Source organism: Nonomuraea sp. NPDC048881 (genome assembly GCF_040649795.1).
In the GTDB taxonomy this organism is placed as follows: Bacteria; Actinomycetota; Actinomycetes; order Streptosporangiales; family Streptosporangiaceae; genus Nonomuraea.
This window is the reverse complement of record NZ_JBEZGC010000002.1, coordinates 250,221-273,489: the sequence shown is the minus strand read 5'-3', so window position 1 is coordinate 273,489 and position 23,269 is coordinate 250,221. Positions and strand designations below refer to the sequence as shown.

23 protein-coding genes and 1 pseudogene are annotated in these 23,269 nt (G+C 70.4%); 15 read left to right on the top strand and 9 right to left on the bottom strand.

Features of this window, described 5'->3' with window-relative positions; genetic code table 11:
- Nucleotides 1–25 precede the first annotated feature (25 nt).
- From AB0C33_RS06840 to AB0C33_RS06830, 3 genes are all read right to left on the bottom strand, one after another.
- Complete coding sequence (locus AB0C33_RS06840) at nt 26–433, bottom strand: YciI family protein (protein WP_358284386.1); 408 nt, start codon at nt 431–433, stop codon at nt 26–28.
- 483 nt (nt 434–916) lie between these two features.
- Nucleotides 917–1,516: a hypothetical protein gene (locus tag AB0C33_RS06835; RefSeq protein WP_352323174.1), complete on the bottom strand. Its 600-nt coding sequence runs from the start codon at nt 1,514–1,516 to the stop codon at nt 917–919.
- Between the two features lie 64 nt (nt 1,517–1,580).
- Nucleotides 1,581–8,084, bottom strand: a complete 6,504-nt coding sequence (locus AB0C33_RS06830) for a DNRLRE domain-containing protein (protein WP_358284384.1) — start codon at nt 8,082–8,084, stop codon at nt 1,581–1,583.
- A 267-nt stretch (nt 8,085–8,351) separates the two neighbouring features.
- Between AB0C33_RS06830 and AB0C33_RS06825 the strand changes: the two genes are divergently transcribed.
- The 6 genes and pseudogenes from AB0C33_RS06825 to AB0C33_RS06800 all read left to right on the top strand — a co-directional run bounded on the left by AB0C33_RS06825 (nt 8,352) and on the right by AB0C33_RS06800 (nt 11,481).
- Entirely contained in the window at nt 8,352–8,729 is a 378-nt protein-coding gene (locus tag AB0C33_RS06825; protein ID WP_358284382.1) for a hypothetical protein, read from the top strand.
- Between the two features lie 257 nt (nt 8,730–8,986).
- The gene (locus AB0C33_RS06820; protein ID WP_358284379.1) at nt 8,987–9,127 is read left to right on the top strand and encodes a hypothetical protein; all 141 of its coding nucleotides are present in this window, start codon (nt 8,987–8,989) and stop codon (nt 9,125–9,127) included.
- A gap of 125 nt (nt 9,128–9,252) precedes the next feature.
- Entirely contained in the window at nt 9,253–10,137 is an 885-nt protein-coding gene (locus AB0C33_RS06815; protein ID WP_358284377.1) for a DUF2268 domain-containing putative Zn-dependent protease, read from the top strand.
- A 10-nt stretch (nt 10,138–10,147) separates the two neighbouring features.
- Nucleotides 10,148–10,906 carry a TipAS antibiotic-recognition domain-containing protein gene (locus tag AB0C33_RS06810; RefSeq protein ID WP_358284375.1) on the top strand — a complete coding sequence of 253 codons (759 nt, stop codon included), beginning with the start codon at nt 10,148–10,150 and terminating at the stop codon, nt 10,904–10,906.
- A 202-nt stretch (nt 10,907–11,108) separates the two neighbouring features.
- Nucleotides 11,109–11,300 (top strand): annotated as a pseudogene (locus AB0C33_RS06805) (hypothetical protein); the annotation flags it as partial.
- A 31-nt stretch (nt 11,301–11,331) separates the two neighbouring features.
- On the top strand, nt 11,332–11,481 hold the full coding sequence (locus AB0C33_RS06800; protein ID WP_358286004.1) for a hypothetical protein: 150 nt from the start codon (nt 11,332–11,334) through the stop codon (nt 11,479–11,481).
- A 58-nt stretch (nt 11,482–11,539) separates the two neighbouring features.
- Here AB0C33_RS06800 and AB0C33_RS06795 read toward each other — a convergent pair whose 3' ends face one another.
- On the bottom strand, nt 11,540–12,802 hold the full coding sequence (locus AB0C33_RS06795; RefSeq protein ID WP_358284373.1) for a serine hydrolase domain-containing protein: 1,263 nt from the start codon (nt 12,800–12,802) through the stop codon (nt 11,540–11,542).
- Between the two features lie 138 nt (nt 12,803–12,940).
- Complete coding sequence (locus AB0C33_RS06790; RefSeq protein ID WP_358284371.1) at nt 12,941–13,351, bottom strand: hypothetical protein; 411 nt, start codon at nt 13,349–13,351, stop codon at nt 12,941–12,943.
- Nucleotides 13,352–13,775: 424 nt separating this feature from the next.
- On the opposite strand from AB0C33_RS06790, the gene AB0C33_RS06785 reads away from it, so the two are divergent.
- The 7 genes from AB0C33_RS06785 (at nt 13,776) to AB0C33_RS06755 (ending at nt 20,249) form a co-directional block, all read left to right on the top strand.
- The gene (locus tag AB0C33_RS06785; protein ID WP_352358898.1) at nt 13,776–14,690 is read left to right on the top strand and encodes a DMT family transporter; all 915 of its coding nucleotides are present in this window, start codon (nt 13,776–13,778) and stop codon (nt 14,688–14,690) included.
- Between the two features lie 139 nt (nt 14,691–14,829).
- Nucleotides 14,830–16,299, top strand: coding sequence for an AMP-binding protein (locus tag AB0C33_RS06780; RefSeq protein WP_358284369.1), 1,470 nt, complete (start codon nt 14,830–14,832; stop codon nt 16,297–16,299).
- A 75-nt stretch (nt 16,300–16,374) separates the two neighbouring features.
- Entirely contained in the window at nt 16,375–16,644 is a 270-nt protein-coding gene (locus AB0C33_RS06775) for an acyl carrier protein (protein ID WP_358284366.1), read from the top strand.
- Nucleotides 16,641–17,015: an ectoine synthase gene (locus AB0C33_RS06770; RefSeq protein ID WP_352323183.1), complete on the top strand. Its 375-nt coding sequence runs from the start codon at nt 16,641–16,643 to the stop codon at nt 17,013–17,015. Before AB0C33_RS06775 ends, AB0C33_RS06770 begins: the two co-directional genes overlap by 4 nt.
- Nucleotides 17,016–17,030: 15 nt before the next feature.
- Nucleotides 17,031–18,197: an acyl-CoA dehydrogenase family protein gene (locus AB0C33_RS06765; protein WP_358284364.1), complete on the top strand. Its 1,167-nt coding sequence runs from the start codon at nt 17,031–17,033 to the stop codon at nt 18,195–18,197.
- On the top strand, nt 18,194–18,850 hold the full coding sequence (locus tag AB0C33_RS06760; RefSeq protein WP_358284363.1) for a transglutaminase-like domain-containing protein: 657 nt from the start codon (nt 18,194–18,196) through the stop codon (nt 18,848–18,850). The genes AB0C33_RS06765 and AB0C33_RS06760 overlap by 4 nt, the downstream gene beginning before the upstream one ends.
- Nucleotides 18,851–18,884: 34 nt before the next feature.
- Complete coding sequence (locus AB0C33_RS06755) at nt 18,885–20,249, top strand: TrpB-like pyridoxal phosphate-dependent enzyme (protein ID WP_358284361.1); 1,365 nt, start codon at nt 18,885–18,887, stop codon at nt 20,247–20,249.
- 62 nt (nt 20,250–20,311) lie between these two features.
- Here AB0C33_RS06755 and AB0C33_RS06750 read toward each other — a convergent pair whose 3' ends face one another.
- Nucleotides 20,312–20,683, bottom strand: coding sequence for a DUF5997 family protein (locus AB0C33_RS06750; RefSeq protein ID WP_358284359.1), 372 nt, complete (start codon nt 20,681–20,683; stop codon nt 20,312–20,314).
- A 54-nt stretch (nt 20,684–20,737) separates the two neighbouring features.
- Between AB0C33_RS06750 and AB0C33_RS06745 the strand changes: the two genes are divergently transcribed.
- Nucleotides 20,738–21,475 (top strand): LysR family substrate-binding domain-containing protein, encoded by a 738-nt coding sequence (locus AB0C33_RS06745; protein WP_358284357.1) that lies wholly within the window; start codon nt 20,738–20,740, stop codon nt 21,473–21,475.
- Nucleotides 21,476–21,605: 130 nt separating this feature from the next.
- On the top strand, nt 21,606–21,905 hold the full coding sequence (locus tag AB0C33_RS06740; RefSeq protein WP_358284355.1) for a hypothetical protein: 300 nt from the start codon (nt 21,606–21,608) through the stop codon (nt 21,903–21,905).
- Between the two features lie 33 nt (nt 21,906–21,938).
- On the opposite strand, the gene AB0C33_RS06735 is transcribed toward AB0C33_RS06740, so the two are convergent.
- Genes AB0C33_RS06735 through AB0C33_RS06725 form a run of 3 tightly spaced genes read right to left on the bottom strand, consistent with a single transcriptional unit; the run spans nt 21,939 to nt 23,128 of the window.
- Entirely contained in the window at nt 21,939–22,082 is a 144-nt protein-coding gene (locus AB0C33_RS06735) for a hypothetical protein (protein WP_357965512.1), read from the bottom strand.
- Between the two features lie 43 nt (nt 22,083–22,125).
- On the bottom strand, nt 22,126–22,272 hold the full coding sequence (locus AB0C33_RS06730; RefSeq protein WP_352323191.1) for a hypothetical protein: 147 nt from the start codon (nt 22,270–22,272) through the stop codon (nt 22,126–22,128).
- Between the two features lie 49 nt (nt 22,273–22,321).
- The gene (locus tag AB0C33_RS06725; RefSeq protein WP_358284353.1) at nt 22,322–23,128 is read right to left on the bottom strand and encodes a GNAT family N-acetyltransferase; all 807 of its coding nucleotides are present in this window, start codon (nt 23,126–23,128) and stop codon (nt 22,322–22,324) included.
- Nucleotides 23,129–23,269 lie beyond the last annotated feature (141 nt).

The following is a 23,269-nucleotide window of genomic DNA, read 5'->3' as shown; positions in this document are numbered from 1 at the left end:
GCGGCCTGGTCAGGAAACGACTCGTTCACTCGGCCACCAGGTGGGTCCCGGTCAGGAAGGGCCGCACCTCCAGCCACTCGTGGATCGGCTCGCCACCCGCGCCGGGGGCCGCGGACAGCTCGCCGGCCAGGTGCAGCGCCCGTTCGTAGCTCGCGACGTCGATCACCATCCAGCCGGCGACCAGGTCCTTGGTCTCGGCGAACGGCCCGTCGGTGACCGGCGGCCGCCCCTCGCCGTCGTAGCGGACGAACGTGCCCTCGGGCGAAAGCCCCTGACTGTCGACGAACTCACCGCTCTCCTGCAGCCGGGCGGCGAAGTCCCGCATGTACTGGACGTGGGCCGCGACCTCCTCCGGCGTCCACTGTCCCATCGGCACGTCGTTGACCGCCGCCGGCGCGCCCCGATAGTGCTTGAGCAGCAGGTATTTGGCCATCAGGTTCTCCTTCGAACTGTCCGGCCCAGTCTGGCCGGGTTCCGCCCTGGGACAAAACCCGGTTTGACGTTGACGTTGCGGCAGGCGAAGAGGGTCTGACATGGTCTGAAGGAGTCGAACGGGGAGCCTTCCACCTGCCTCATCGTCACTGCCGGTCTCGTGATGTCGGTCTTCGTCGGCGGGCTTTGACTCCCTCCCCTGGCTCCCGAACCGCTGGCCGTTGCCCGTCCCCAGCGTGTCCGAGGACCTGAACGAGCTGGCGATTCGTCCGCCACCGCTCTGCGGCCGATTCGTTGGCTGGAGCATGCAAAGGGCAGCCATGATGCGAGCGCCTCAGAACTTTCCCTTGCCTGCCCCCCGCGCCTCGGAGCCATCCCCGCGCGTGCGCGGCCTCGTCCTGTTCCTGGTGGGCCTGGATCCAGGGGAAGGCGCGCATCAGGTACGCCTCCCAGCGGGGGCGCTCGCCCCCGCCGAGGGGCGCGCTTAGCCGGAGCTCTCCCTGATGGCATAGCGGGTGTGCGTGCCGTCGAGCCACGCGTCGTCGATCTCCCTGCCGGTGATCCGGCCGATGAGGCGCAGGGCCGAGGTGACCTCCGCGTACGCGGTGTCGCCGAAGAAGGACAGGCCGTCGAGGTAGTCGTCGAGCGCGTCGGGATCGCTACCGTCCCGCTCCTCGGGGTCGCCGACGACCAGGGAGGTGACTAGTTCCCCGCCGACAAGGTACTGGAGGTCTTCCACACCATCGAGGTCGTGCAGTGGCCAGCCGAGGCTGAGCAGTCTGCCCTTCTCGCCGGAGAGACGCGCCCAGGCGTCCCACTCCCAGAGCCGGTTCCCGTCGAGCTGGATTGCCAGGATCCAGCCGGGGGCGTAATCGCCGATCCAGACAACTCCGCCCTCTTGCCCGCGATACTCGCCCGTCACGATCTCCCGGATGACGCCGGGCCGGGCGGTGTCCGGGTCGGCGCCCAGCCGGTGCGCCGCCTGCTCGACGGTGAGCCCCTCGCACCAGACGCCGCGGAAGGGGGTCTCGAAGTCGATGCCGTGCGCGGCGAGCCGATTCCACAGATCGGTGTCGTGATCCATGCGTTCCTCCTTCGAGGTGGAGGCCGGGGGCGCGACGAAGTCGCCTCCGCGCCCCCGACCGGTGTCAGTTGGCGATTCTGACCCAGAACTGGTTCTCATTCCCGACGCGGTAGCGGGAGTAGAAAGCCGCCAGGTACTGACCGTGCAGGTGGTTCTTGTCGCGGTTCACGTACCGCACGGAGAAGTGTCCCTTGGAGTTGTATGCGCCGTTCTTGGTCGAGGCGAACGGGTACTCGTCGCACTGCAGAGCGGGGACGGATTTCCCGTTCACTATGACATTCGCGGGCCAGGTACCCGCCGTTTTCATCTCGGCACGCCGCGCGCGGCAGGCCGGACCGATCGCCTTTCTGTTCTTGTAGGTGAGAGTGTCGCGTTTCGGGGTGTCCTTCGGATCGGTGTGCCGCACCAGCGGCAGGATCGCCGGATTGGTGTAGGCGTTCCCCTGATCGTTGTAGACCCGGGGTGCGTCGACGAAGCCGGGCATGATCTTCTGCTGAGGGCCGTTCTCGCCGATCGGCGGCAGTTTGGGGATCGTGTCGCCCGGTGTCTTCATCGCGGTGTCGAGGTGGTCGACGACCTCGTCGATCCCCGTGTCGCTGCGTTTCATGGTGAAGATCCGCTTTGCGAAGGGGAAGATGCAGGCCCCCCTGTGCTGGCGGTCGGTGAAGCCCTTGGAGAAGGTTATGTCGTCGCAGCGGACCGTGGGCGCGTACTCGCGGCCGGGATGGGTGGGCAGCCCGATCGCCTGGATCCCGTAGGGCAGCTTGATGTCACCCAGGACGTTCTGGTACTCCATCTTGGCCCACAGCGGCCGCGCCTCGTTGAACCAGGGGATTCCGCCGAACTCGAAGAGCAGCGGACGGATCGTGCAGTTGTGCGAGCCCCCCTCCGCGACCTTGGACTTGACGAGCCACTCGTTGTAGCCGTTGGCCTTCCACTTCTTGATCGTCTCGCGCCGGGAAGCGCCTTCGACGAGTTCGCAATCGGTGCCGTCGCTGCCGGTCGGCTGGACGTCGAGCTGCAGCGACTTGGATTCGTCGTAGTCGTCGGTCTCCTCGCCGTCGTCGTAGCCCTTGATGTTGCTGAGCTGCGTCCAGATCTTGATCTCGTCGGGTTTGCGGTCGCCGCCGCCCACGACCGCGCTGCCGTCGGCGGTGCCGAGGTAGCTGTGCATGACGACGGTGGCCTCGACCTTGTATCCGTCGTCAGGCGTGGGCGGGTACTTGTCCGGCTCCAGGGGGTGGAAGGTCCAGTCGCCGTAGGCGAGGAACTTGCTCCAGCAACCGCTGTAGGGACGGACGTCGGCCCAGCCCGGTGTCGCGTACGGCGAGCCGGAGGTGGTGCGCGCCCGGGCGCAGTCCGCGAGGGTCTTCACTCGGTCGTAGTCGAACGGGGGAAGGGCCGCTGCCGCCGCAGTGGTGGTGGTGGCCGCCGGGGCGTCGTCCTCGACGGCGGCGCTCGGCGGGCTGGCCAGTGCGGTGATCTCGGATCCGGTGAGGGCCCGCTGGTAGAGACGGACCTCGTCGACCGCTCCGACCATGGCACTGCCGAGGGTGAGCGCGCCCTCCGCCCGCCACGCGGGCGATGCCACGGTCTCCGACTTGAGCAGCGTCCCGTTCCGGTACAGGGACACGCTCGAGGAGGCCGCGTCGTAGACGCCCGCGAGGTGGAACCACTCCCCGACGGGCGGCTCGACATCGGAGTACACGCCCGCCGAGCTCGCGTCGGCCGTGTCACCCGAGGTCAGGGTGAACTGCAGGCCCCGGTCGGCGCTGTTGCCCAGCCGGAAGGCGGGCTGCTGGGTGCCGCGCTGTTCGACGGCGGTGTAAGTGCCCTCCTTGTCCTGCCAGCGGAGCCAGGTGCTGACGGTGAAGCTCTGGTCCGTCCTGATGACCGGTCCCGAGGTGCGCGCGAGCGGCTCCTCGCCGGGAGCGGTCAGATCGACGGTGGCCTGCTGCCAGTCCGACCAGGCCGAGGAGGCGCCGGTGCCGACGGCGCGCACGCGCCAGCGGAACAGCCAGCCGTCGGTGAGCTTGCCCGCGGGTACCTCGATCGACGCCTGGGAGCCGGAGGCGACGCCGTCGACCCCACCCGCCCAGATCTGGCCCGAGCCCTGTCCGGCCGGGGCGGCCGGGTCGTGTTCGAGCTCGATCTCCGCGCGGAGCGGCTGCCCGGCGGGATCGGTGACGCTCGCCCGCATGGTGGGGGTCACGCTGGTGACCACGGTCTTGCCCGCCACCACGGTGGAGGGGGAGACGGTGGGGCCGGCCACGGTCGGCGTCGGCTGGGAGACACGCAACAGCCGCCAGTCCGCCCACGCCGAGGCGGCCGAGGCCGAAACGGCGCGTGCCCGCCAGCGAAGGTGCCAGCCGTACTGAAGCCTGTCGGCGGGGAGGGTGACAGTGGCCTGCGTACCCGCGGCGATGCCGTCGACTCCACCCGCCCAGATCTGGCCCGAGCCCTGTCCGGCGGGAGCGGCCGGATCGTGTTCGACCTCGAATTCGGCGCGCAGCGTGCCCGCCGCCGGGTCGGCGACGGTGGCCAGCAGGGACGGTGTCAGCACGCCGGTGACGGTCTCGCCGCCGACCTGCGTGGACGGGTTCACCTGGAGGTCGGTGACGCTCGGATCGGACGCCGGGTCGGGCGGGTCGACAGTGAGGCTCTGCCAGTCCGACCACGGCGAGCTGACGGAGGCGGCGTCGACCGCCCTGATCCGCCAGCGGACCTTCCAGCCGTCGCTCAGCTTGCCCCCGGGAACGGTGACGCTCGCCCGGGTGCCAGAGGGTACGCCGTCGACGCCGCCGCTCCAGATCTGGCCGCTGCCCTGGCCGGTGGCGGCCGGGTCGTGCTCGACCTCGACCTCCGCTCTGACCGGCTGTGCGGCCGGGTGGGTGACGATCGCCCGCAGGCTCGGGGTGAGGCTGCCGGTCGAGACCACACCGCCGGTGCTGGTCGACGGGCTGACGTCGAAGCCGGACACCGTCGGGTTGGGCACGTCGACGAGCGCGGACTGCCAGGCCGACCAGGCGGAGGCCGTGGTCGCGGCCGCGTTGACCGCGCGGGCCCGCCAGCGGATCCGCCAGCCGTCGGCGAGCTTGCCCGAAGGCAGTGTCACAGCGGAGCTGCCACCGGAGGTGACCGGCGTAGAGGCACCCGCCCAGATCTGGCCGCTGCCCTGCCCGGTCGCCGCCGGGTCGTGCTCGACCTCGAACTCGCCGGTCAGGTTGCCCCCGACGGTGTCGGTGACGACCGCTGCCAGCTGTGGGGTGAGCGAGCCGGTCACGACGCTGCCGTTCACCGTCTGCGCGGGGCTGATCTGCAAGGTGCCCACCGCCGGGGTGGAGGCGGGCGCGCTGGTGGTGACGGTCAGCTTCGGCGTGGGATCGGCGTACTCGGTGTTCTCCGAGGTCGCGAAAACGCGGTAGTTGTCGGCGGGACTGGACTCGGTCGGATGCATCAGCACCAGGCCGTGGTTGGCCGCGCCCGCCGCCCAGTCCTGGGCGATGCCGGTGACGTTCCACTCCATCACGCCGGGGAAGGTCGCGCAGTCCGAGTTGGTCGCCGCCCTGTTGATCTGCGCGTCCTCCGTGGTGGATGCGGGCTTGCCGGTCCAGGTGAGGTTGTTCGCGTCCCACGCGCCGGTCAGCCTGCGCACCTGGATGCCCGCGCCCACCGCGCTCCCGCAGGCGGGGGCGTCGACGTTCAGCAGCGACAGCTTGGCGTTGGTGACGGTCTTCCCGGCCAGGCCTGTGGTGTCGAAACGCAGGTGAGGACGGTAGATGGAGCCGACCATCCGCCCGGCCATCATGTAATCCAGGTCGGGATCGGCCGGGTCGCTGGGGAAGTCGGAGCCGGTCTCGACGTCGTCCTGGAAGAGCAGGGCGACCGTCGGGTCGACCCGGATCGGCAGCACGGTGGCCGGATCGGACAGGAAGGCGTGGTCGGGCTTGAGCACCAGCTCCGTCTTGCCCTTGGCGGTGATCACCCGGGTGTCGATCGGCGCCCGCCTGGCGCGTTGCGCCCGGCCCTTGTCGCTGGCGTCCCACATGATCGGCCGCGCGCCCGAGGCGACGGTCTTCTTGTCGCGGTCCTTGAGCAGCAGCCGCCCGCTGCTGTCGGCCGAGAGGGTGAGACCCGAGCTCTCCACGCCGATCCGGATCTCGAGCGGCCTGGCGGGCCGCTCGCGGACCACTACGTCGTGACGGAACCCGGCCGGCAGGACGGTGACCACGAGATCGGCGCCCTTGCCCGCGGCGTCGCTCCAGGTGACCACGTTGCCCTTGACCGTCGGTTTGGGTAGAGCGGTCGGCCAGCGCAGGCCGTAGTTCTTATTGCCGGAGGTCATGCGCACGAAGGGCCCGGCACCGCCCGTGGAGATCTCCAGGCTGGCCCCGCCCGCGATCGCCTTGGGCCGCAGCACGCCCGCCCGCTCGGTGAGCGAGGTGTCGATCGGCACCCAGCCGTCGCCGGATCGGGTGCGGATCGGCCCGGTGGTGATCTCGGTCTTGACCGTGCCGTCCGGCATCGCATGCGTGATGCTGGACTCGGTCGTCTTCGCGCTCAGCTCGACCGGCGCTCCGCGCTGGCGCGCCTCGTGCAGGGCGATGGCGGCCTGCTGGTCCTCCGGGAGGTTCGACAGCGCCTGGCCGATTCGGCCCGGCACCCAGCGGGCGCCCTCCGACAACGTCGCGTCGTGGTCGAGCCCGCCGACGTCGGCGGCCGTCCGCCCGGCGCCCTCGTCGAGCGGCCAGTGCGCGGCCTCCACGCTCGCCGCCGCCGTCGTGGTGAAAGACCAGGTGTACGGTGTGACCACGTTGTCCCAGACGTCGGCGGCCTCCCGCACCTCAGCCGTGTAGGTGATGCCTGGCCGCAACGCGGCGCCCGGTGTGAAGGTCAGGGTCGTGTTGGCGGCGTCCATCACCGCCGTCCCGTCGACCAGGGCTCCCGTGTCGTCCTTGAAGGTGAACGCGGCGTCCCAGACCTCCTGGTCGAAGGTGACGCTGACGCTCGTGCCGGTCGGCACCTCCCGGGCGCCCGCCGAGGGCGTGACCGTGACGACCGTCGGTTCCGTGGTGTCCTGCACGTCCGGGTCGGGGCTGCTCCACGTGGTTCCCGGCGCCGGCTGGAGCTGTTCCGGCTTCACCTCGTAGCCGCCGTTGACGGCGGCGTCCAGGACCGCGGCCTCGTTCAGGGAGACCGTCGACTGGTCGGCGGCGTTGGCCTCCGGCTGGGCCATGGCGACCGCCTGGTCGTAGCTGGGCCAGGTGGAGAAGTCGTAGTCGGAGGAGAAGGCGACGCGTCGCTTCGGCGCGGGCTCGTAGTCGATGAACAGCACCGGGCCTCGGCCGTCGCCGCCCGTGTACTGGTCGGAGCGGTACTGCCGCCAGTTGGCCGCGGCGACGCCCTCGGTGGCGGCGCGGATCATCAGGCCGTGGTCGGCGGTACCGTTGGCCCACGCCTGGACGATGCCCTCGATGGAGTGGTAGATCTCGCCGCTGCCCGAGCAGCCCGCGAGCGTCGCGCTGTAGCCGCCGGGGGCGACGACGGCGTCGGTGCTCGTGCTGGAGGGCTGGTTGGCCCAGGTGAGCGTGGAGTAGTCGTAGGGCGACGTGAGGCGGCGCGCGACGATGCCGACGCCGACGGAGGTGCCGCACGCGTTGGCGTGGTAGTTCCACAGGCGCAGGTCGGCGTTACGGATGATGGCGTAGTCGAGGTCGGTGCCGTTGATCACGTAGCGCAGGTAGGTGCGCCACAGTTCGCCGTCGGCCGATCGCCCGGCGCGCAGCCAGGAGGACAGCGTGGCCGAGTTGGGGTACTGCACGCTGGAGACGAAGGTGTCGGACGAGTCACCCGCGCCGATCCAAGTGCCGGTGATCGAGACGGTCACCGGGTAGGTCACCGCCGTGTCGGCCAGGAAGGCGGCGTCGGGGGTGAGTTCGATGGTGGAGCGCCCTGAGGTGTCGGTGGTGAACGCAGTGTCCACTTGTCCGGTCTTGCCCTGCTCGGGCGCCTGGGCGGCGAGGGCGTCGACGGCCTGGGCGATGAGCGGGGGCGTCTCGGCCTGTCCTTGGGCGGACATGAGCCGGGGATGGCCGTCGGCGGCCTTGCCATACACCTTGCCCTTGGGGAGGGTGACCGGAAGGCTGACCTTGACCGGGCCGGTGGGACGGGTGCGGAAGACCACGTCCTGCGCGAAGCCGTCGGCGAGCGCGGTGAGCACCAGGTCGGCGCCCTTGGCGACGGCGTCGGGGTAGGTGATCGTGTTGCCGTTCACGGTTGGCTTGGGTAGCTTGCGGCCCACACCGATGGAAACGGGGCCGTCGGCGCCGGTGGCGGTGACCAGGGTCTTGGCGCCTTCGCCGCCAAAGGTCAGCGGGGTTTTGACGAGCGTGGCCGCGAGTGTGCCGTCGGACTTGGCGGCGATGGTGGTGTCGATCGGCCGCCAGGCGCGCTTGCCGCCGGCGTCCGCCACCGCCAGCTGGACCGGGGTCGTGCTCAATTCGGCGTGCAGGGTCTTGCCGTCGGGGTTGGCCCAGACCTGCATGGTCTCGGTCTCGCTGGTGGGCACTCTGACGCGTCTGCCCGCGTCGGCCGCCTTCCGCTGCGCGGTCGCGACCTCTTTCTCGATCTTCGCTTCGGGTAACCGCTTGGCAGCGGTGGCCGACGGGGCGGGATCGGCCGCCGCCGGGCTTGGGGGGAGCGCCACCAGGAAGGAGGCGCTCAAGGCTAACGCGAGCCGTGCCGCGCGCCGTTGCTGAATCGTCACTTAACCCTCGTCATGGGAGAAAGTAAGCAGGGACGATGATCTTCTATCAGTGGTGATCAACAAGGGGCAATGGCTTCGGCCTGGCGGCACGATGGCTGCCATGTTCGCGACGAGTACCACGCGGGCCGGATGATCGATCTGCCTCGTCTGACCGTCAGGAGCGACATCCTCAGCGTCCTGGTCAGCCATCACCCCGGCCGCCCGACCTCCGCGCAGATCGTGCGGGCCGCGGGTGTCTTCGGCATCAACGAGTCGGCGACGCGCGACGCGCTGACCCGGCTGGTATCTGGCGGCGATCTGACCCACACCCGTGACAGGTTCCCGTTGAGCGAGTCGCTGCCGGGCGCGCAGGCAGCGGGTGCTGCACGAGATCGACCAGGGGACGCGGCCGTGGGCGGGCGAGTGGGAGCTGGTCGTCGTGGTCGGCGGCGGGCGCGGTCCGGGTGACCGGGCGTCGCTGCGGGTGCGGCTGTCGCGGCTGCGGCTAGCCAGGGTGCGGGAGGGTGTGCGGTCACAGCCAGCGCCCCTGACGCGGCCCCTCCATCTGGGCGACGCGCCGCTCACGGATACCAGAATCGAGCACTTTCGAGAATTGAGACATTTGCGACACCGGCCAGGACAGGCGCCAGCGCGGCAAACTCGTCATGGGTTAGCCACCGAATGTAGGGTCTCTCTGCGCCTTAGCAACAGGAGCCGCTCACGACGTGGCCATTGAAGAGATCGCACGCATCGTTGGCCACTCCTCAACGCACGTGACCGAGACCGTCTATCGGCAAGAGATCAGGCCGGCCCTGACCAGGGGCGCGGTCGTGATGGACGAGATCTTCAAGCCGCAAGCCGGGTAGAGCAGTGGCTCCCCGTCTGGCTCCCAGAGATCAGTACAGACCCCCGAAGCCCCTTCCGACCAGCCAGAGAGCCGAAATCACATCGGTTTGACGTTGACGTTGCGTCAACTTCTAGCATCGGGGCCATGTCGATCACCGTTCTTGACACCTGTTCCGCCATGCGGCGGATCCTGCTGGCCCCGATGGCGGACCGCGCCGGCCTGCTGCGTTCGATGCTGGAGCCCAACGCCGGGATGTACCGCTACCACCCGGGCGAGGTCGATCTGGTGTCCGTGCATCTCCAGACGTCCGGGTTCCCCATCGACCGGGACGAGGAGCGTTGCCTCGACGCGCTGGACACCCTGGAGGCGGCCGGAGCCTGGGAGCGCATGCGGCGCGCGCTCGACGACGCTCTCGCCGTGCTGACGGAGGCGACGCCGGGGCTGGCGGTGCCGGACATCACCGTGCTGTTCGTGCTCGGCGACCCGGCTGACGAGCATTTCATGGGGCCCTGCAAGGGGCTGACCGGGTTCGGCGGCATCTCGGGCAACATCGCCATCACGCTCTGGCCCTTCCCCGAGAACGTGGAGCGGCTGGAGGCCACCGCCGTGCACGAGCTCCACCACAACCTGCGATGGAGCCCGGGCGGAGTGGTGTGGGACCCGATGACCGTCACGGTCGGCGAGCACATCGTCGGCGAGGGCCTGGCCGACGCCTTCGCCCGCCAGCTCTACGGCGACGAGCTCGGCTACGCCCGCATCGGCGTGCCGCACCTGCACGACGACGCGGTCTTCGACAAGGTGCTCACCGGCCTCGACGTCACGGGCATGGAGAACTTCACCGCCTGGGTGCACGGCGACGCCGGCGCCGAGCACCTCGGCGTCACCCCGGTGGGCCTGCCGATGGGCGCCGGGTACGCCGCGGGCAACCGTCTGGTCGACGCCTACCTGGCGGCGACCGGCCGGACGGCGGCGCAGGCCCTGCACGCCGACAGCGCCGAGATCATCGCGACCACGCTCCGCCGCGGGTGACACTGGAACGATGGAGTGGACGATCCAGGAGCTGGCGGCCAGGGCCGGCGTCAGCAGCCGCACCCTGCGGCACTACGACAGCGTCGGGCTCCTGATCCCGTCCCGGGTGGGCGCGAACGGCCACCGCCATTACGACTCCGCCGCGGTCGTGCGGCTGCAGCGGATCCTGCTGCTGCGCCGGCTCGGCATGGGCCTGCCGGCCATCGCCGAGGTCCTGGCCGACGAGGTGGACGCGTGCGACGGGCTGCGGGCCCACATCGCCGCGCTGGAGGACGAGCGCGACCGCATCGACCGGCAGATCAGCTCCGTCCGTCACACGCTGGACGCCCTGCTGGCGGGGGCCGAACCGCGGATGGACGTCATGCTGGCCGGCTTCAACGACCACTACAAGGACGACGTGATCGCACGCTGGGGCGAGCGCGCGTTCCAGGTGAGCAACGACTGGTGGCACGGCAAGACGCTCGACCAGCAGCGGGCCTGGAAGCGGGCGGCCGAGGACCTGGTCGCCGCGTGGGTCGCCGCGGCGCAGGCCGGGGTCTCGCCGACGTCCGACCGCGCCCAGTCGCTGGCCGCCCGGCACGTGCGGTGGCTGAGCCAGATCCCGGGCACGCCCACGGCCGAGGGCGACCGGGAGCGCTCGATCGAGATGGTGAGCTGCCTCGGCGACATGTACGTGGACGACCCTCGCTTCGCCGCCATGTACGACGACGCCGCCGGGGCGAGGTTCGTCCGCGACGCGCTGCAGGCGTACGCGCGCACCCGGATGTAGGACGCGCTGCAGGCGTACGCGCGTACCCGGATGTGAGCGCGCCTACCCGGATGTAGCGGTCATCCCTCGCGTCCCGGGACGGACGGAGGGACGATCGAGGGCATGCGGGTCTTGTCCCTGTGACTGTTCGCGGCGTTCCTCATGATCACGGCGTGCGGTGACGGCCCCCAGGAACCCCGCGCTGCGGGCCGAACTGTTGAAGATGCTCAAGACGGACCAGGAGCAGCGCACCCTAGAGGCCAGCCAGGAGGACTGGAACCGGACCGAGAAGGCCAGCACGGAGCGCATGCGGCAGATCCTCGACGCCTACGGCTGGCCGGGGTACGAACTGGTCGGCAAGGACGGCGCGCAGGCGGCCTGGGCCCTCGTCCAGCACGCCGACCGCGACCTGGCCTTCCAGCGCCGAGGCCTGGAGATGCCCCCGGGTGTACGGGACGCAGTGGGAGACCACCCCCGAGGGCGGATGGCGGCCCCGCACCCCGATCGAGGACGAGGCGCGGGTCGACGAACGGCGCACGGAGGTGGGTCTCAAGCCGCTGAAGGACTACCTCAAGGAGCTCCAGTCACTGAAATGAGCACCTGAAGCCCGCGATGTGCTCAGCCGTGGTGATGTCCCGGCGCTTGGCGGCGTGTTCAGAAGTAACGGGACGTCAGGTCCGTCGTGGGCCAGGAGGAGACGGTGACCTTGTTCATGTCGTCGTCGAGCGTGTCGAAGTCGAGCGACCCGGTCTCCTCCCTGCGGTTGAACACGACCGCGTAGCTGAAGCCGTTCTGCAGCCGGGCCAGGTAGGAGTACGTGCCGGGCATCGAGCCGCTGTGCCAGGTGTTGAGGTGGCCGGTGACCTGGCGCACCCACCAGCCGCCGCCGTACCAGGATCCGTTCTGGTTGACGCCGATCTCCGGCTTGGCGACCAGCTTGGCGATCGAGGCCGAGCTCAGCACCGTGCCGGGCTTGTCGAAAGCGAGGGTCCAGCGGACCAGGTCGACGGCGGAGGCGAGCCAGCCGCCGTTGGCGTCCTGGTTCGGCATGTTGAAGCCGCCGTACGGGTAGGGGACGACGGTGCCGGAGGCGTCCACCACCGACTTGTTCGTGTACTGCGACTCGTAGGCGACCTCGCCGGGCGCGGCCTCGCTCCGCAGGCTGGCGCCGAGCCGCATGCGGGTGATGCCGAGCGGCTGGAGCAGCTTGGTCGTGACGTACGACTCGTACGACATGCCGGAGACCTTCTCGATCACGCGGCCCAGCAGCAGGTAGCCGTAGTTGCTGTAGACCATCTTGGTGCCGGGGTCGAAGTCGAGCTGCCGGGCGGTGGCGTACTTGACGATGTCGGCGTGGCTGATCGGCAGCGGCACGTCGAGCGCGGCGGAGATGGTGTGGTCCAGCCAGAGCTGGTCCTTGGAGACGTCGCGGTCCCAGCCGCCGAGGTGCTGCATGAGGCGCAGCACGGTGACCTGGCCCATGCGCTCGTCGAGCGGGGTGAGCCCGAGGAGCTGGGTGACCTTGGCCGACAGGCTGAGCTTGCCGTCCTGCACCAGGCGCATGATCGCGGCGGAGGTGATGTTCTTGCTCAGGCTGGCGATCCGGAACAACGACGTCGGCGAGACCGCGGGCAGCGCCCTGGAGAAGTCGTTGTAGCGGTAGCCCCGGGCCAGCACGATCTTGCCGCTCTTCATGATGGCGAGCTGCGCGGCGGTGATCTGCCGGTCCAGCACGAACTTCTTCAACAGGTTGTCGAAACCGGCCAGCGAGGCGGACGCGACGCCCGACATCTCGACCCCGGGCAGCTCGGGCCGCGCGGCCCGAGCCGCCCGGGCCGCCGTTGCGGGCGCGAGGATCGCGGCCGGAACCGCGATCGCGCCGGTTCTGAGAAGATTTCGCCGGGACAGCAGCGTCACGTCAGGGCCCCCAAGTCACATCCGTACCATTAAGGGCCGTATCTTACGGACTTTTCGGTCATCCTTGACAAGGATCTGCCAAATCACGCCCGGCCGCAGCCCGGCGACCTCGCCGCCGGGCCGGAGCGCCGAACGGGGCTAGACCCGGGTCATCGTGGACTGGTAGCCGCCACCGGGCCACTCCCAGGCGCCGGAGTTGGTGTCGCCGTCCTCGCTGAACTTGCCGACGAAGCGGGCGGGCGAGCCCTGGTCGCCGTACCAGATGGTCAGCGTGTCGCCGCTGACCTCCCAGGTGTACTTGAGGATCTCGGCGGACTGGCCGAACAGGTGCGACTTGAGGGTCTTGCTCTCCTCGTCGTAGCCGATGTACTCCACGGCCTTGGTGTCGGCCAGGTCGACGTGCTGGACCAGGAAGTTGCCGCCCTCCAGCCATTCGAAGCGCACGGTGCCGGCGTCGGTCGCCTTGCCGTCCTCGACGTTGCTGACCCGCCAGGTGCCGATGAGGACGTCGAGCTGCCGGAGCGCGGGATTGGGGGATTTATCGGTCATGGTGGTTTCCCTCCGTTTCAGGGTGACAGTGCACGGCTTGGCGCGGCGGGACCAACGGCCCGATGCCGTCCGGCGAGGGCCGGTGATTTCGCGGCTGACCTGCGAGGACACCGATCGGCGGCACTCCGGTCGCGCGTCCAGCATCCCTTGGCGTCGAGCTGATTGTCCACTGAAAGAGCACGTTGAAAGAAGCCGCGACACGGGCGCCGTGCGATTCTCGGGAAGAATTGCTTTCGTGCGGGAATTGTCGCGCGGCAGCGAATAGGCTGGAGGATTTTCATGGATTCGCCGTCGGTCTTCCGCAGGCCGCCGGCCCGCATCCCCGGCGCCGCTCCCGCCCTTCTCTCTCCTCCCGCCGCACCGCCGGCCGCTCCCCCGCCCCTCGCCTGAGCAGACCGTCCATCTCGACCCCAAGGAGACGCATGTGAGCCGCCGTGGCTGGGTGCTGTTCGCCCTGATGTCCGTGATCTGGGGCATCCCCTACCTCCTCATCAAGGTCGCGGTCGGCGGCGTGCCGGTGCCCGTGCTGGTCTTCGCGCGCACCGCGATCGGCGCCGCGCTGCTGCTGCCGCTGGCGATCCGCGGCGGGCAGCTGGCGATGGTCCGGCGGTACTGGCGGCCGGTCTTCGCGTTCGCCTGCCTGGAGATCCTGGCGCCCTGGTGGCTGCTGTCGGACGCCGAACGGCGGCTGACCAGCTCGACCAGCGGCCTGCTGATCGCCGCGGCGCCCATCCTCGGCGTGGCGCTGGCCCGCCTGAGCGGCGGCAGCGAACGGCTCGGCCGGGCCCGCTGGATCGGGCTGGTGATCGGCCTGGCCGGCGTCGCCGTGCTGGCCGGGCCGCACCTGGGCGGCGGGGACGCCTGGGCGATGGGCGAGGTGCTGCTGACCGCGCTCTGCTACTCGATCGCCCCGCTCGTCGCCGACCGGCACCTGCGGGACCTGCCCACCATCCCGCTGACCGCCGCCTGCCTCACCCTGGCCGCGCTGGTCTACACGCCCGCCGCGATCTGGACCTGGCCGTCCGCCATGCCGAGCTGGCAGGTGCTGGCGGCGCTGGGCGGCCTCGGCGTGGTCTGCACCGGGCTGGCGTTCGTGGTGTTCGTGGAGCTCATCAAGGAGGCCGGGCCGTCGCGGGCGCTGGTGTCGACGTACATGAACCCGGCGGTGGCGATCGTCGCCGGGGTGCTGATCCTGGACGAGCCGCTGACCGCCCTGATCGTCGTCTCGTTCGCGCTGATCCTGGGCGGCTGCGTGCTGGCCACCCGCGCCGAGGAGGAGCCGCCCGCCCCGGCGGCCGGCCCGCCGGAGCGGGCCGAAGAACTGGAAGTACGGTCCTGACTCGTTCTCGTGGTCGAGGCGTTGCAGGAAGCTGCCGGACGCGGGCAATTAGCTGAAGCCCGCATTTCCGATTTCGCGGTCGCACATCGAACAAAATCATTGGTATCCGGCAACCAAGAAATCGATGGGTGACCTTCCGATGACCACAGAACTGCTCCGCGATTTCATCGCGCACGCCGAGAGAGAACCGTCCGCGCCGGCGCTGCGCACCAGGACGGAGAAAGTCAGCTACGCCGAACTGGCCGCCATGGCCGGACGGGCCCAGAAAGAACTCGACGCTTTTGCGCCGGGCCCGGTCGCGGTGCTCGCCCGTAAGTCGCCGCAGGCGGTCGCGCTCGTGCTCGGCTGCCTGGCGGCCGGGCGTCCGCTGCTGCTGCCGCCGATCGACCTCGGCGCGGTCGCGCTCGGCGAGCTGTGCGCGCGGGCGGGCTGCGTCGAGGTGCTGGCCGCCACCCCCGAGGACGCCGCCGAACACCCCGACGTGGTGACCGCCGTGATCGGCGGGCGCGACAACGAGCCCAGCGGCGGGCCGGCGGTTCCCCACCCGGTGGCCGTCGCCGACCAGGACACCGCGTTCATGCTGACCACGTCCGGCTCGACCGGCACCCCGAAGATCGTCCCGCTGTCGGCGGGCGCGGTGGCGCGGTTCACCGGCTGGGCCGGCGACGCGTTCGGCCTCGGCCCCGGCGAGGTGGTGTTCAACTACGCGCCGCTCAACTTCGACCTGTGCCTGCTGGACGTGTGGGCCACGCTGCGGCACGGCGGCTGCGTCGCCCTGGTCGACCCCGCGCTGGCCGCCAACCCGCGCTACGTCTGCGACTTCTTCGCCGCCTGCGGGGTCACCGTCGTCCAGGGCGTGCCCATGCTGTACCAGCTGCTGGAGGAGGGCGTCTTCCCCGGCGTGCGGCACGTCATCGTCACCGGCGACCACGCGCCGGTCCCGCTGCGCGCCGGCCTGCCGCGCAGGTTCCCGCGCGCCCGGCTGCACAACGTCTACGGCTGCACCGAGACCAACGACAGCTTCTGGCACGAGTTCGACGCCGCCGAGGCGGCCGGGCCCGCCCCCCTGCCGATCGGCCGCCCGCTGCCCGGCGTCGTCGTGGCCTTCGGCCCCGATCTGGCCCCCGTCCCGCCGGACGACGGCGGCACCGAGCTCCTGGTCTGGACGCCCTTCCAGACCGACGGGTACGTGACCCCGGACCCGGCCGCGGCGACCGGCAGGTTCGTGACCGGGCCGGACGGCCGCCGCTTCTTCCGCACCGGCGACCTGGTCCGCCGGGACGCCGCCGGCCGGCTGTTCCTCGTCGGCCGGGACGACTTCCAGCTCAAGGTGCGCGGCATCCGGGTGAACCTGGAGCAGATCGAGCGGGTGCTGCTGGAGCACGACGACGTCCTGGAGGCCGCCGTCGTCCCGGCCGTGGACGGCGCCGAGACCCGGCTCACCGCGTTCGTCCGCGGGACGGGGCCGGGGCGGCTGTCGAGGCTGCGCCTGCGTACGCACTGCGCGATGCGGCTGCCGCGGGCCGCGATCCCGTCCGCCATCAGGCTGGTCGAGCAGCCGTTCCCGCGCACCTCGACCGGAAAGGTGGACCGAAAGCGCATCGGCTGACACGCAAAAGCCTATTGCGGGCACGCGCATTCTCGGAGATGCGACCGCGTGCGCGCGCGTGTGATGCTGCCTTTCGTGGACATCACACACCGCATTAAAGAATTCGTGGTGACCGAGTATCTCCCCGATACTCCGCCCGACGAACTAGAGGCCGACTACGACCTTTTCCGCAACGGGGTCATCAGCAGTCTGGGCCTGTTGAAGCTCATCGGCTGGATCAAGGACGAGTTCGACGTCCCGGTCGACGAGCTGGACATCGCCCCGGAGAACTTCCGGACCGTGGCCGCCATTGACGAATTCGTCGGAAAAGCATTATCAGCACCAGCAGAACGGACACTGCAATGATCATCCGCAAGATCTCTGACGTGACGCCGGTCGAGTGGGGGAACGGGCTGAGCCACCGCTTCCTGGTCGAGCGCGACGGCATGGGCTACTCGCTCACGGACACGATCGTCTGGGCCGGCACCAGCTCCCCCCTCCAGTACCGCAAGCACCTGGAGGCGTGCTACTGCATCAGCGGCCGGGGCGCCGTGATCGACGCCGACGGCCGCCAGCACGTCCTGGAGCCGGGCACCATGTACGCGCTCGACCAGAACGACCCGCATCACCTGATCGCCGACCCCGGCGAGGACCTGCGGCTGATCTGCGTCTTCTCCCCCGCGCTGCAGGGCGACGAGCGCCACCAGCTCGCTGAGGCTGAGTTCTCCCACTACTGACGGATCTGGTCACCCATGGACGAGTGGAGCGACACACACCGCGAGCTCAGGGCCGAGTTCGCGGACTGGTACGAGGTGCTGGGCGAAGGCCACCTGGACGCCGACCGCGACGCCGACCGGACCGCCGGCCTGCCGGCGCACAAGTGGGAGCAGGTGCGCGCCTCCGGGCTGCTGCGCCTGCCGTTCTCGCCGGAATGGGGCGGCCGCGGCCTGGACCTGCTCAGCACCATGTACGTCCTGGAGGGTCTCGGCGAGGGCTGCCGGGACGGCGGGCTGTGCTTCTCGCTCTGCACGCAGATCGTGAGCGCCGGGATCCCGCTGCAACGCTTCGGCAGCCCCGAGCTGAAGGCCCGCCACCTGCCGGGCATCTGCGACGGCACGACGATCACCGCGCACGCGATCACCGACCCCGGGGGCGGCTCCGACGTGCTGGGCATGGGCATGACCGCCAAACCGGACGGCGACGACTGGATCCTCGACGGCGACAAGGTGTTCGTGACTAACGGCCCGGTCGCCGACCTGATCGTGGTCTACGCGGTGACCGACCGCGACCTGGGCCCGTTCGGCCTGACCGCCTTCCTGGTCGAACGGGACACCCCGGGCCTGCTGACCGGCCCGGACGTGCCCAAGATGGGGTTGCGCACGTCCCCGCTCGGCGAGCTGACGCTGCGCGACTGCCGGGTCCCGGCCGCCAACGTGGTGGGCCGGCCCGGCATGGGCTTCACCGTGCTGGAGCACGTGATGCGGTGGGAGATCCTGTGCTCCTTCATCGTCCAGGCCGGCGCGATGCGGCACCGGCTGGACCGCTGCGTCGAGCACGCCTCCCGGCGCCGCCAGTTCGGCCGGCCGATCGGCTCGTTCCAGATGGTCGCCGGCCAGATCGTGGACATGAAGATCGGCGTGGAGACCGCCCGGCGCTGGTTGTACGACGCCGCGCGCGGCTTCGCCGCCGGCCGGGACGTCGCCACCGACATCGCGATCGCCAAGGTGGTCACCAGCGAGGCGAACGTCAGGTCGGCGCTGGCCGCGATCCAGATCTTCGGCGGCAGCGGCTACCTGACCGGGACCGGGCTGGAGAAGGAGCTCCGGGACGCGGTCGGCGGCACCATCTACTCCGGCACCTCGGAGATGCAACGGATCCGCATCGCCCGGATGCTCGGCCTCAAGGAGTCACACACATGACCGCTGACCTGGCCGCCACGAAGTTCCTGGACGCCGGCCACCCCGTGGTGCGCGAGTTCGCCGAACGGGCCGTCGAGGGCGCCACCACGCCCACGGAGCAGGCCGTACGCCTCTACTACAAGGTGCGCGACACCATCCTGTACGACGTCTACGACATCGACATGTCCCGCGACGGCCTGCGGGCCAGCACGATCATCGCCCGGGGCAGCGGCTTCTGCCTGCACAAGTCGGTGGTGTACGCCGCCGCCGCCCGTGCGCTCGGCATCCCGTGCCGGCTGGTGTTCGCCGACGTGCGCAACCACCTGGCCTCCGGACGGCTCAAGGAGCTCGTCGGCGGCGACGTGTTCCGCTTCCACGGCCTGGTCTCCGTCCAGCTCGAAGGCCGCTGGGTGAAGGCCACCCCCGTGTTCAACAAGCTGTTGTGCCGGCTGTACCGCCTGAAGCCCCTGGAGTTCGACGGCACCGCCGACAGCGTCTACCACCCGCACGACGAGGCAGGCCGGCGGCACATGGAGTTCCTGCACTGGCACGGCGAGTTCGACGACTTCCCCTACGAGCTGGTCCTGGAGGGCTTCAGGACGTCCCACCCCGGGCTGCTGGGCGGCCGGGACCAGACCGTGAAGGGCTCGCTGACCGCGGAAGCGGGCGTCTGACATCCCTCGACGAAGTCCTTATGAGAGGTATCCGTTGAACGAGACCGTCAAATACACCCTGAACGAGGACGACATCCCGTACACGTGGCTGAACATCGCCGCGGACTTCGGCGAGCCGGCCCCCATCCTCGACCCGGCCACCGGCGCGGCGATCACCCGGGCCGAGCTGTGCAGGACGATCGCCGAGCCCCTGGTGGACCAGGAGCTCAGCACCGAGCCGGAGTTCGAGATCCCCGGCCCGGTCCGCGACATCTACCGCCAGTGGCGGCCCACCCCGCTCTACCGGGCGCGCCGCCTCGAACGCGCCCTCGACACCCCCGCCCGCATCTACTACAAGTACGAGGGCGTCTCGCCGGTCGGCAGCCTCAAGCCCAACTCGGCGGTGCCGCAGGCGTACTACAACAAGCAGATCGGCAAGACGGGGCTGGTCACCGAGACCGGCGCGGGCCAGTGGGGCAGCTCGATCGCCTCGGCCGCGGCCATGTTCGGGCTGAGCGCGCAGGTGTTCATGGTGGGCGTCAGCTACCGGCAGAAGCCGTACCGCCGGGCCCTCATGGAGGCGTACGGCGCGGTCTGCAACTCCAGCCCCAGCCCGCTGACCGCGGCCGGACGGGCCGTGCTGGCCGAGGACCCCGACCACCCCGGCAGCCTCGGCATCGCCAAGTCCGAGGCCCTGGAGGTCGCCTACGGCAACCCCGACCTGGGCTACACCCGCGGCAGCTCGCTCAACCACGTGTGCGCCCACCAGACCGTCATCGGCCAGGAGGCGATGCTCCAGATGGAGCTCGCCGAGGACTACCCGGACATCGTGGTCGGCCCCTGCGGCGGCGGCAGCACCCTGGCCGGGATGTGCTTCCCGTTCCTGCGCGACAAGCTGCGCCGCGGGCGCGAGATACGGCTCGTCGCGGCCGAACCGGTCGCCTGCCCCACGCTGACCCGTGGCCGCATCGCCTACGACCACTCCGACGCGGCCCGGCTCACCCCGCTGTCGCGGATGCACACGCTGGGCCACAAGTTCGTGCCGCCGCCCGTGCACGCCGGCGGCCTGCGCGCCCACGACATCTCGCCGCTGATCAGCCGGGCCGTCGAGAACGGGCTGATGGAGGCGGTCGCGGTGCGGCAGACCGCCTGCTTCGAGGCCGGCGTGCTGTTCGCCCGCGAGGAGGGCATCGTGCCCGCCCCCGAGTCGGCGCACGCGGTGCGGGCCGCCATCGACGAGGCGCTGCGCTGCCGTGAGCAGGGCCAGTCGAAGGCGATCCTCATCGCGCTGTCCGGGCACGGCCACTTCGACCTGGCCGCGTACGAGATGTTCCAGGCCGGGCTGCTGCCCGACGACGAGCCGACGGACGACGACCTCGCCCACGGCCTGTCCAGCATCCCCGACCTGGCACGCGCCTGACCGCGCGTTGACGCGCGGCCTGCCCGCCGGCGGGCCGCGCCGTCATGTCTGGAACGCGGCGACTAGCGCTGCTTGAGCCGGACGGCTTCCTTGCGGGTCTCCGCCTGGACGGTGCGCTCGCGCTCCAGCCAGTCGGGGTTCTCCGCCTTCAGCGCGTCGATCTCGGCGGTCGTGAGCGGCTCGGTGATCCCGGCCCGCAGCAGCCCCGAGATGGAGACGCCGAGCTTGGCGGCCACGACCTGCTTGGGGTGCGGCCCGTTACGACGCAGGTCGGCGAGCCACGCGGGCGGCTTGGCCTGCAGCTCGTTCAGCTCGTCCCTGGAGACGACGCCCGCCTGGAACTCCGCGGGCGTGGCCGAGAGGAGGACACCCAGCTTCTTGGCCGCCGTCTCGGGCTTCATCGTCTGGATGCTCTTCGGTTTGGACGAGGTCATGCCCCCAAGCCTAGCCAGTCGGGACAGCGTCCCCGACATCGATACCCTGAGGACGTGACTGACGAGAGCGGCGAAGACTTCCGGCTGGCGTACGCGCCCGGCGTGACCCCCGCCAAGTGGGCCGGCGTCTGGGCCGAGAGGCTGCCCGACGTGCCGCTCACGCTGGTCACGGCCCCCACCCCCGAGGCGCTGGCCCTCCTGCGGGGCGGCGGGGCCGACGCCGCGTTCGTCCGGCTCCCGATCGACCGCGAGGGCCTGAGCGCGATCCCCCTCTACGTCGAGACCACGGTGGTCGTGGTGCCGAAGGACCACGCCGTGGCCGCCGCCGACGAGGTGACCCTCGCCGACCTGGCCGAGGAGGAGATCTTCCATCCCCTCGACGACGCCATCGAGTGGGCGTCGCGGCCCGGGCAACCGGCCTTCACCCGTCCCGCCACCACGGCCGAGGCGGTCGAGATGGTGGCCGCCGGCACCGGCCTGCTCCTGGTCCCCCAGTCGCTGGCCCGCCTCCACCACCGCAAAGACCTCACCTACCGCCCGGTCACGGACGCGCCCCAGTCCCAGGTCGCCCTGGCCTGGCCCACCGACGCGACCACCGACCTGGTGGAGGACTTCATCGGCATCGTGCGCGGCCGCACGGTCAACAGCTCCCGCGGCCGCGCTCCCGCCGCCCCCGCCAGTCCTCAGGAGAAGCAGGCACGACGCCAGCCCCCCAAGCCCGCCGCCCAGAACCGCGCCGGTCGCCGCGCCGCGCCGACGAGCCGCAAGAAGAAGGGCCCGCGTCCCCGCTGACGGCGGCGTCCCGGAGACCGGACAGGGGCTTGACGACGAGGACGGTGCGGCTACTTTCTCTTAAGAAGCTTTCCTAAGAGTGCACTGCCTGACGACCACTGGAGGTCAGCACATGCGCGCGAGAAAGCACTTGACCCTCCCCCTCGCGACCGCCCTCACCACCGTCCTCACCAGCGTCGCCCTCTTCGGCGCCGCCTCCCCCGCGCACGCCTCCCCCACCGGCTGCACCACCGGCCGGGACGGCAAGACCGCCTGGGCGTACTGCAGCGGCGGTTCCGGCAACTACGCCGTGGTCATCCGCGTCACCCATCCGGACCCCACGGTGGGCTCGTGGCCGGAGGTCGGCCCCTGCGTCTCCCCCGGCCAGCGGTCGGAGTACACGCCGTACCACAACATCCCGTTCACCGTCACAGGCATCACCTACTGCTGAACCCGCACGGGCCGGGCGGCCGGTCTCCTTCGCCTATGTGACGATGAGACCGGCGTCCGCCAGCACGGACATGAACAGCCCCCCGCACAACAACGCGATGGGCCACACCCTCTGGGTGAGGGCGACCAGGATTCCGGCGAGGAGTGCCAGCAGAGCGACGATGGTGAGGGCGTCCATGTGCGTGTTCCTGCCCGTAGGGGGTGGTCTCAGGCGCCGGGGATCAGAGCTGGCCGAGCTTCGGGATGATCTCGCTGAGCACCCAGAGCGCCAGACCGAGTGCGAGCAGGTTGACGCGCGCGCCGCCGATGTTGAAGGCGGACAGGACGAAGCAGGCCAGGGCGAGGATGAGCAGGATGAGAGTGATCATGCCGTGTTCCACTTCTGTAGCTGGGGTGGTCGCACAGCGCTACCCGTGATCATCCGATGTAGGCATGACCGGCGAGTCGGAGGAAGTGGATCGCGGTGTTGGCACGGCAGCCGATGCCTTCGTAGACCGGCTGCCCGGCCGGCGTGGCGTGCAGGACCAGCCGCCGGTGCCCGCTCCGCCTGCCGCCTTCGTGGATCGCCTTGCGGGTGACGGCCTCGCCGTACCCCTTGCGCATCTCCTCCGGCAGGGTGGCGACCAGCGCCAGGAAGATGGAACGCGGCCCGGCGACGGTGGCGGCGCAGGTCACGGGCCGTCCGTCGCGGTATCCGAGGTAGGCGTGCACATCGCCGCGCCACAGTTGGGAGCCGGCCAGGGCGAGCCTGCCCGCCTCGGGCGGCATGCCGTAGGCGCGTGCGTTGATGTCGCCGTACGCGGCGAGGTGCTCCTCGTTCTCCACCCGCCGGAACTCCAGGTCCGGATGATCCGGCTCGGGCACGGACAGGTCGCCCGCCATGCCCCGGCCCGAGAACGCCGGCTCCAGCCCGGCCTCGGCCGCGCGCCGGAACAGGCTCTGTCGCGCATGGGGGCTCAACAGATCCTCGAAGACCCACAGATATCCGCTTTCGGACCTGCCCCTCATGAAGGACGCCGCCCGCGCGAGCCGCTCGCCGAGCGCGTCCGCGGGGATGCCCGTACCGGCCAGGGTCACGGTGTTCCAGAAGCCGAAGGGGCTGTCGGCCCACATGTGCACGACGCCGTCGTCCGTACCGATCCGGCCGCCTCTGTCCCGTACCAGCTCGCTCCAGACGGCGACGAGATGATCCCTGGACTCCACGGCCTCTTCGAGCGACGACACAACCGGCCCCTTCCCGAGGAGACACCACGAGCGACCCAAGCGGATCGTACGACGCGGAACCCCCGGCCGGGCCACTATCCATGATGACCTTCCCTGCGGTACCCGGCTGTGCTTCCCTTGGGGGTGGCGACCGAAGGGTGG

Excerpts from the sequence above, each read along its gene's own strand:
- AB0C33_RS06840 (WP_358284386.1), bottom strand. The coding sequence starts at position 433 with ATGGCCAAATACCTGCTGCTCAAGCACTATCGGGGCGCGCCGGCGGCG.
- AB0C33_RS06835 (WP_352323174.1), bottom strand. The coding sequence starts at position 1,516 with ATGGATCACGACACCGATCTGTGGAATCGGCTCGCCGCGCACGGCATC.
- AB0C33_RS06825 (WP_358284382.1), top strand. The coding sequence starts at position 8,352 with ATGGCTTCGGCCTGGCGGCACGATGGCTGCCATGTTCGCGACGAGTAC.
- AB0C33_RS06815 (WP_358284377.1), top strand. The coding sequence starts at position 9,253 with ATGTCGATCACCGTTCTTGACACCTGTTCCGCCATGCGGCGGATCCTG.
- AB0C33_RS06810 (WP_358284375.1), top strand. The coding sequence starts at position 10,148 with ATGGAGTGGACGATCCAGGAGCTGGCGGCCAGGGCCGGCGTCAGCAGC.
- AB0C33_RS06790 (WP_358284371.1), bottom strand. The coding sequence starts at position 13,351 with ATGACCGATAAATCCCCCAATCCCGCGCTCCGGCAGCTCGACGTCCTC.
- AB0C33_RS06780 (WP_358284369.1), top strand. The coding sequence starts at position 14,830 with ATGACCACAGAACTGCTCCGCGATTTCATCGCGCACGCCGAGAGAGAA.
- AB0C33_RS06770 (WP_352323183.1), top strand. The coding sequence starts at position 16,641 with ATGATCATCCGCAAGATCTCTGACGTGACGCCGGTCGAGTGGGGGAAC.
- AB0C33_RS06765 (WP_358284364.1), top strand. The coding sequence starts at position 17,031 with ATGGACGAGTGGAGCGACACACACCGCGAGCTCAGGGCCGAGTTCGCG.
- AB0C33_RS06760 (WP_358284363.1), top strand. The coding sequence starts at position 18,194 with ATGACCGCTGACCTGGCCGCCACGAAGTTCCTGGACGCCGGCCACCCC.
- AB0C33_RS06750 (WP_358284359.1), bottom strand. The coding sequence starts at position 20,683 with ATGACCTCGTCCAAACCGAAGAGCATCCAGACGATGAAGCCCGAGACG.
- AB0C33_RS06735 (WP_357965512.1), bottom strand. The coding sequence starts at position 22,082 with ATGGACGCCCTCACCATCGTCGCTCTGCTGGCACTCCTCGCCGGAATC.
- AB0C33_RS06730 (WP_352323191.1), bottom strand. The coding sequence starts at position 22,272 with ATGATCACTCTCATCCTGCTCATCCTCGCCCTGGCCTGCTTCGTCCTG.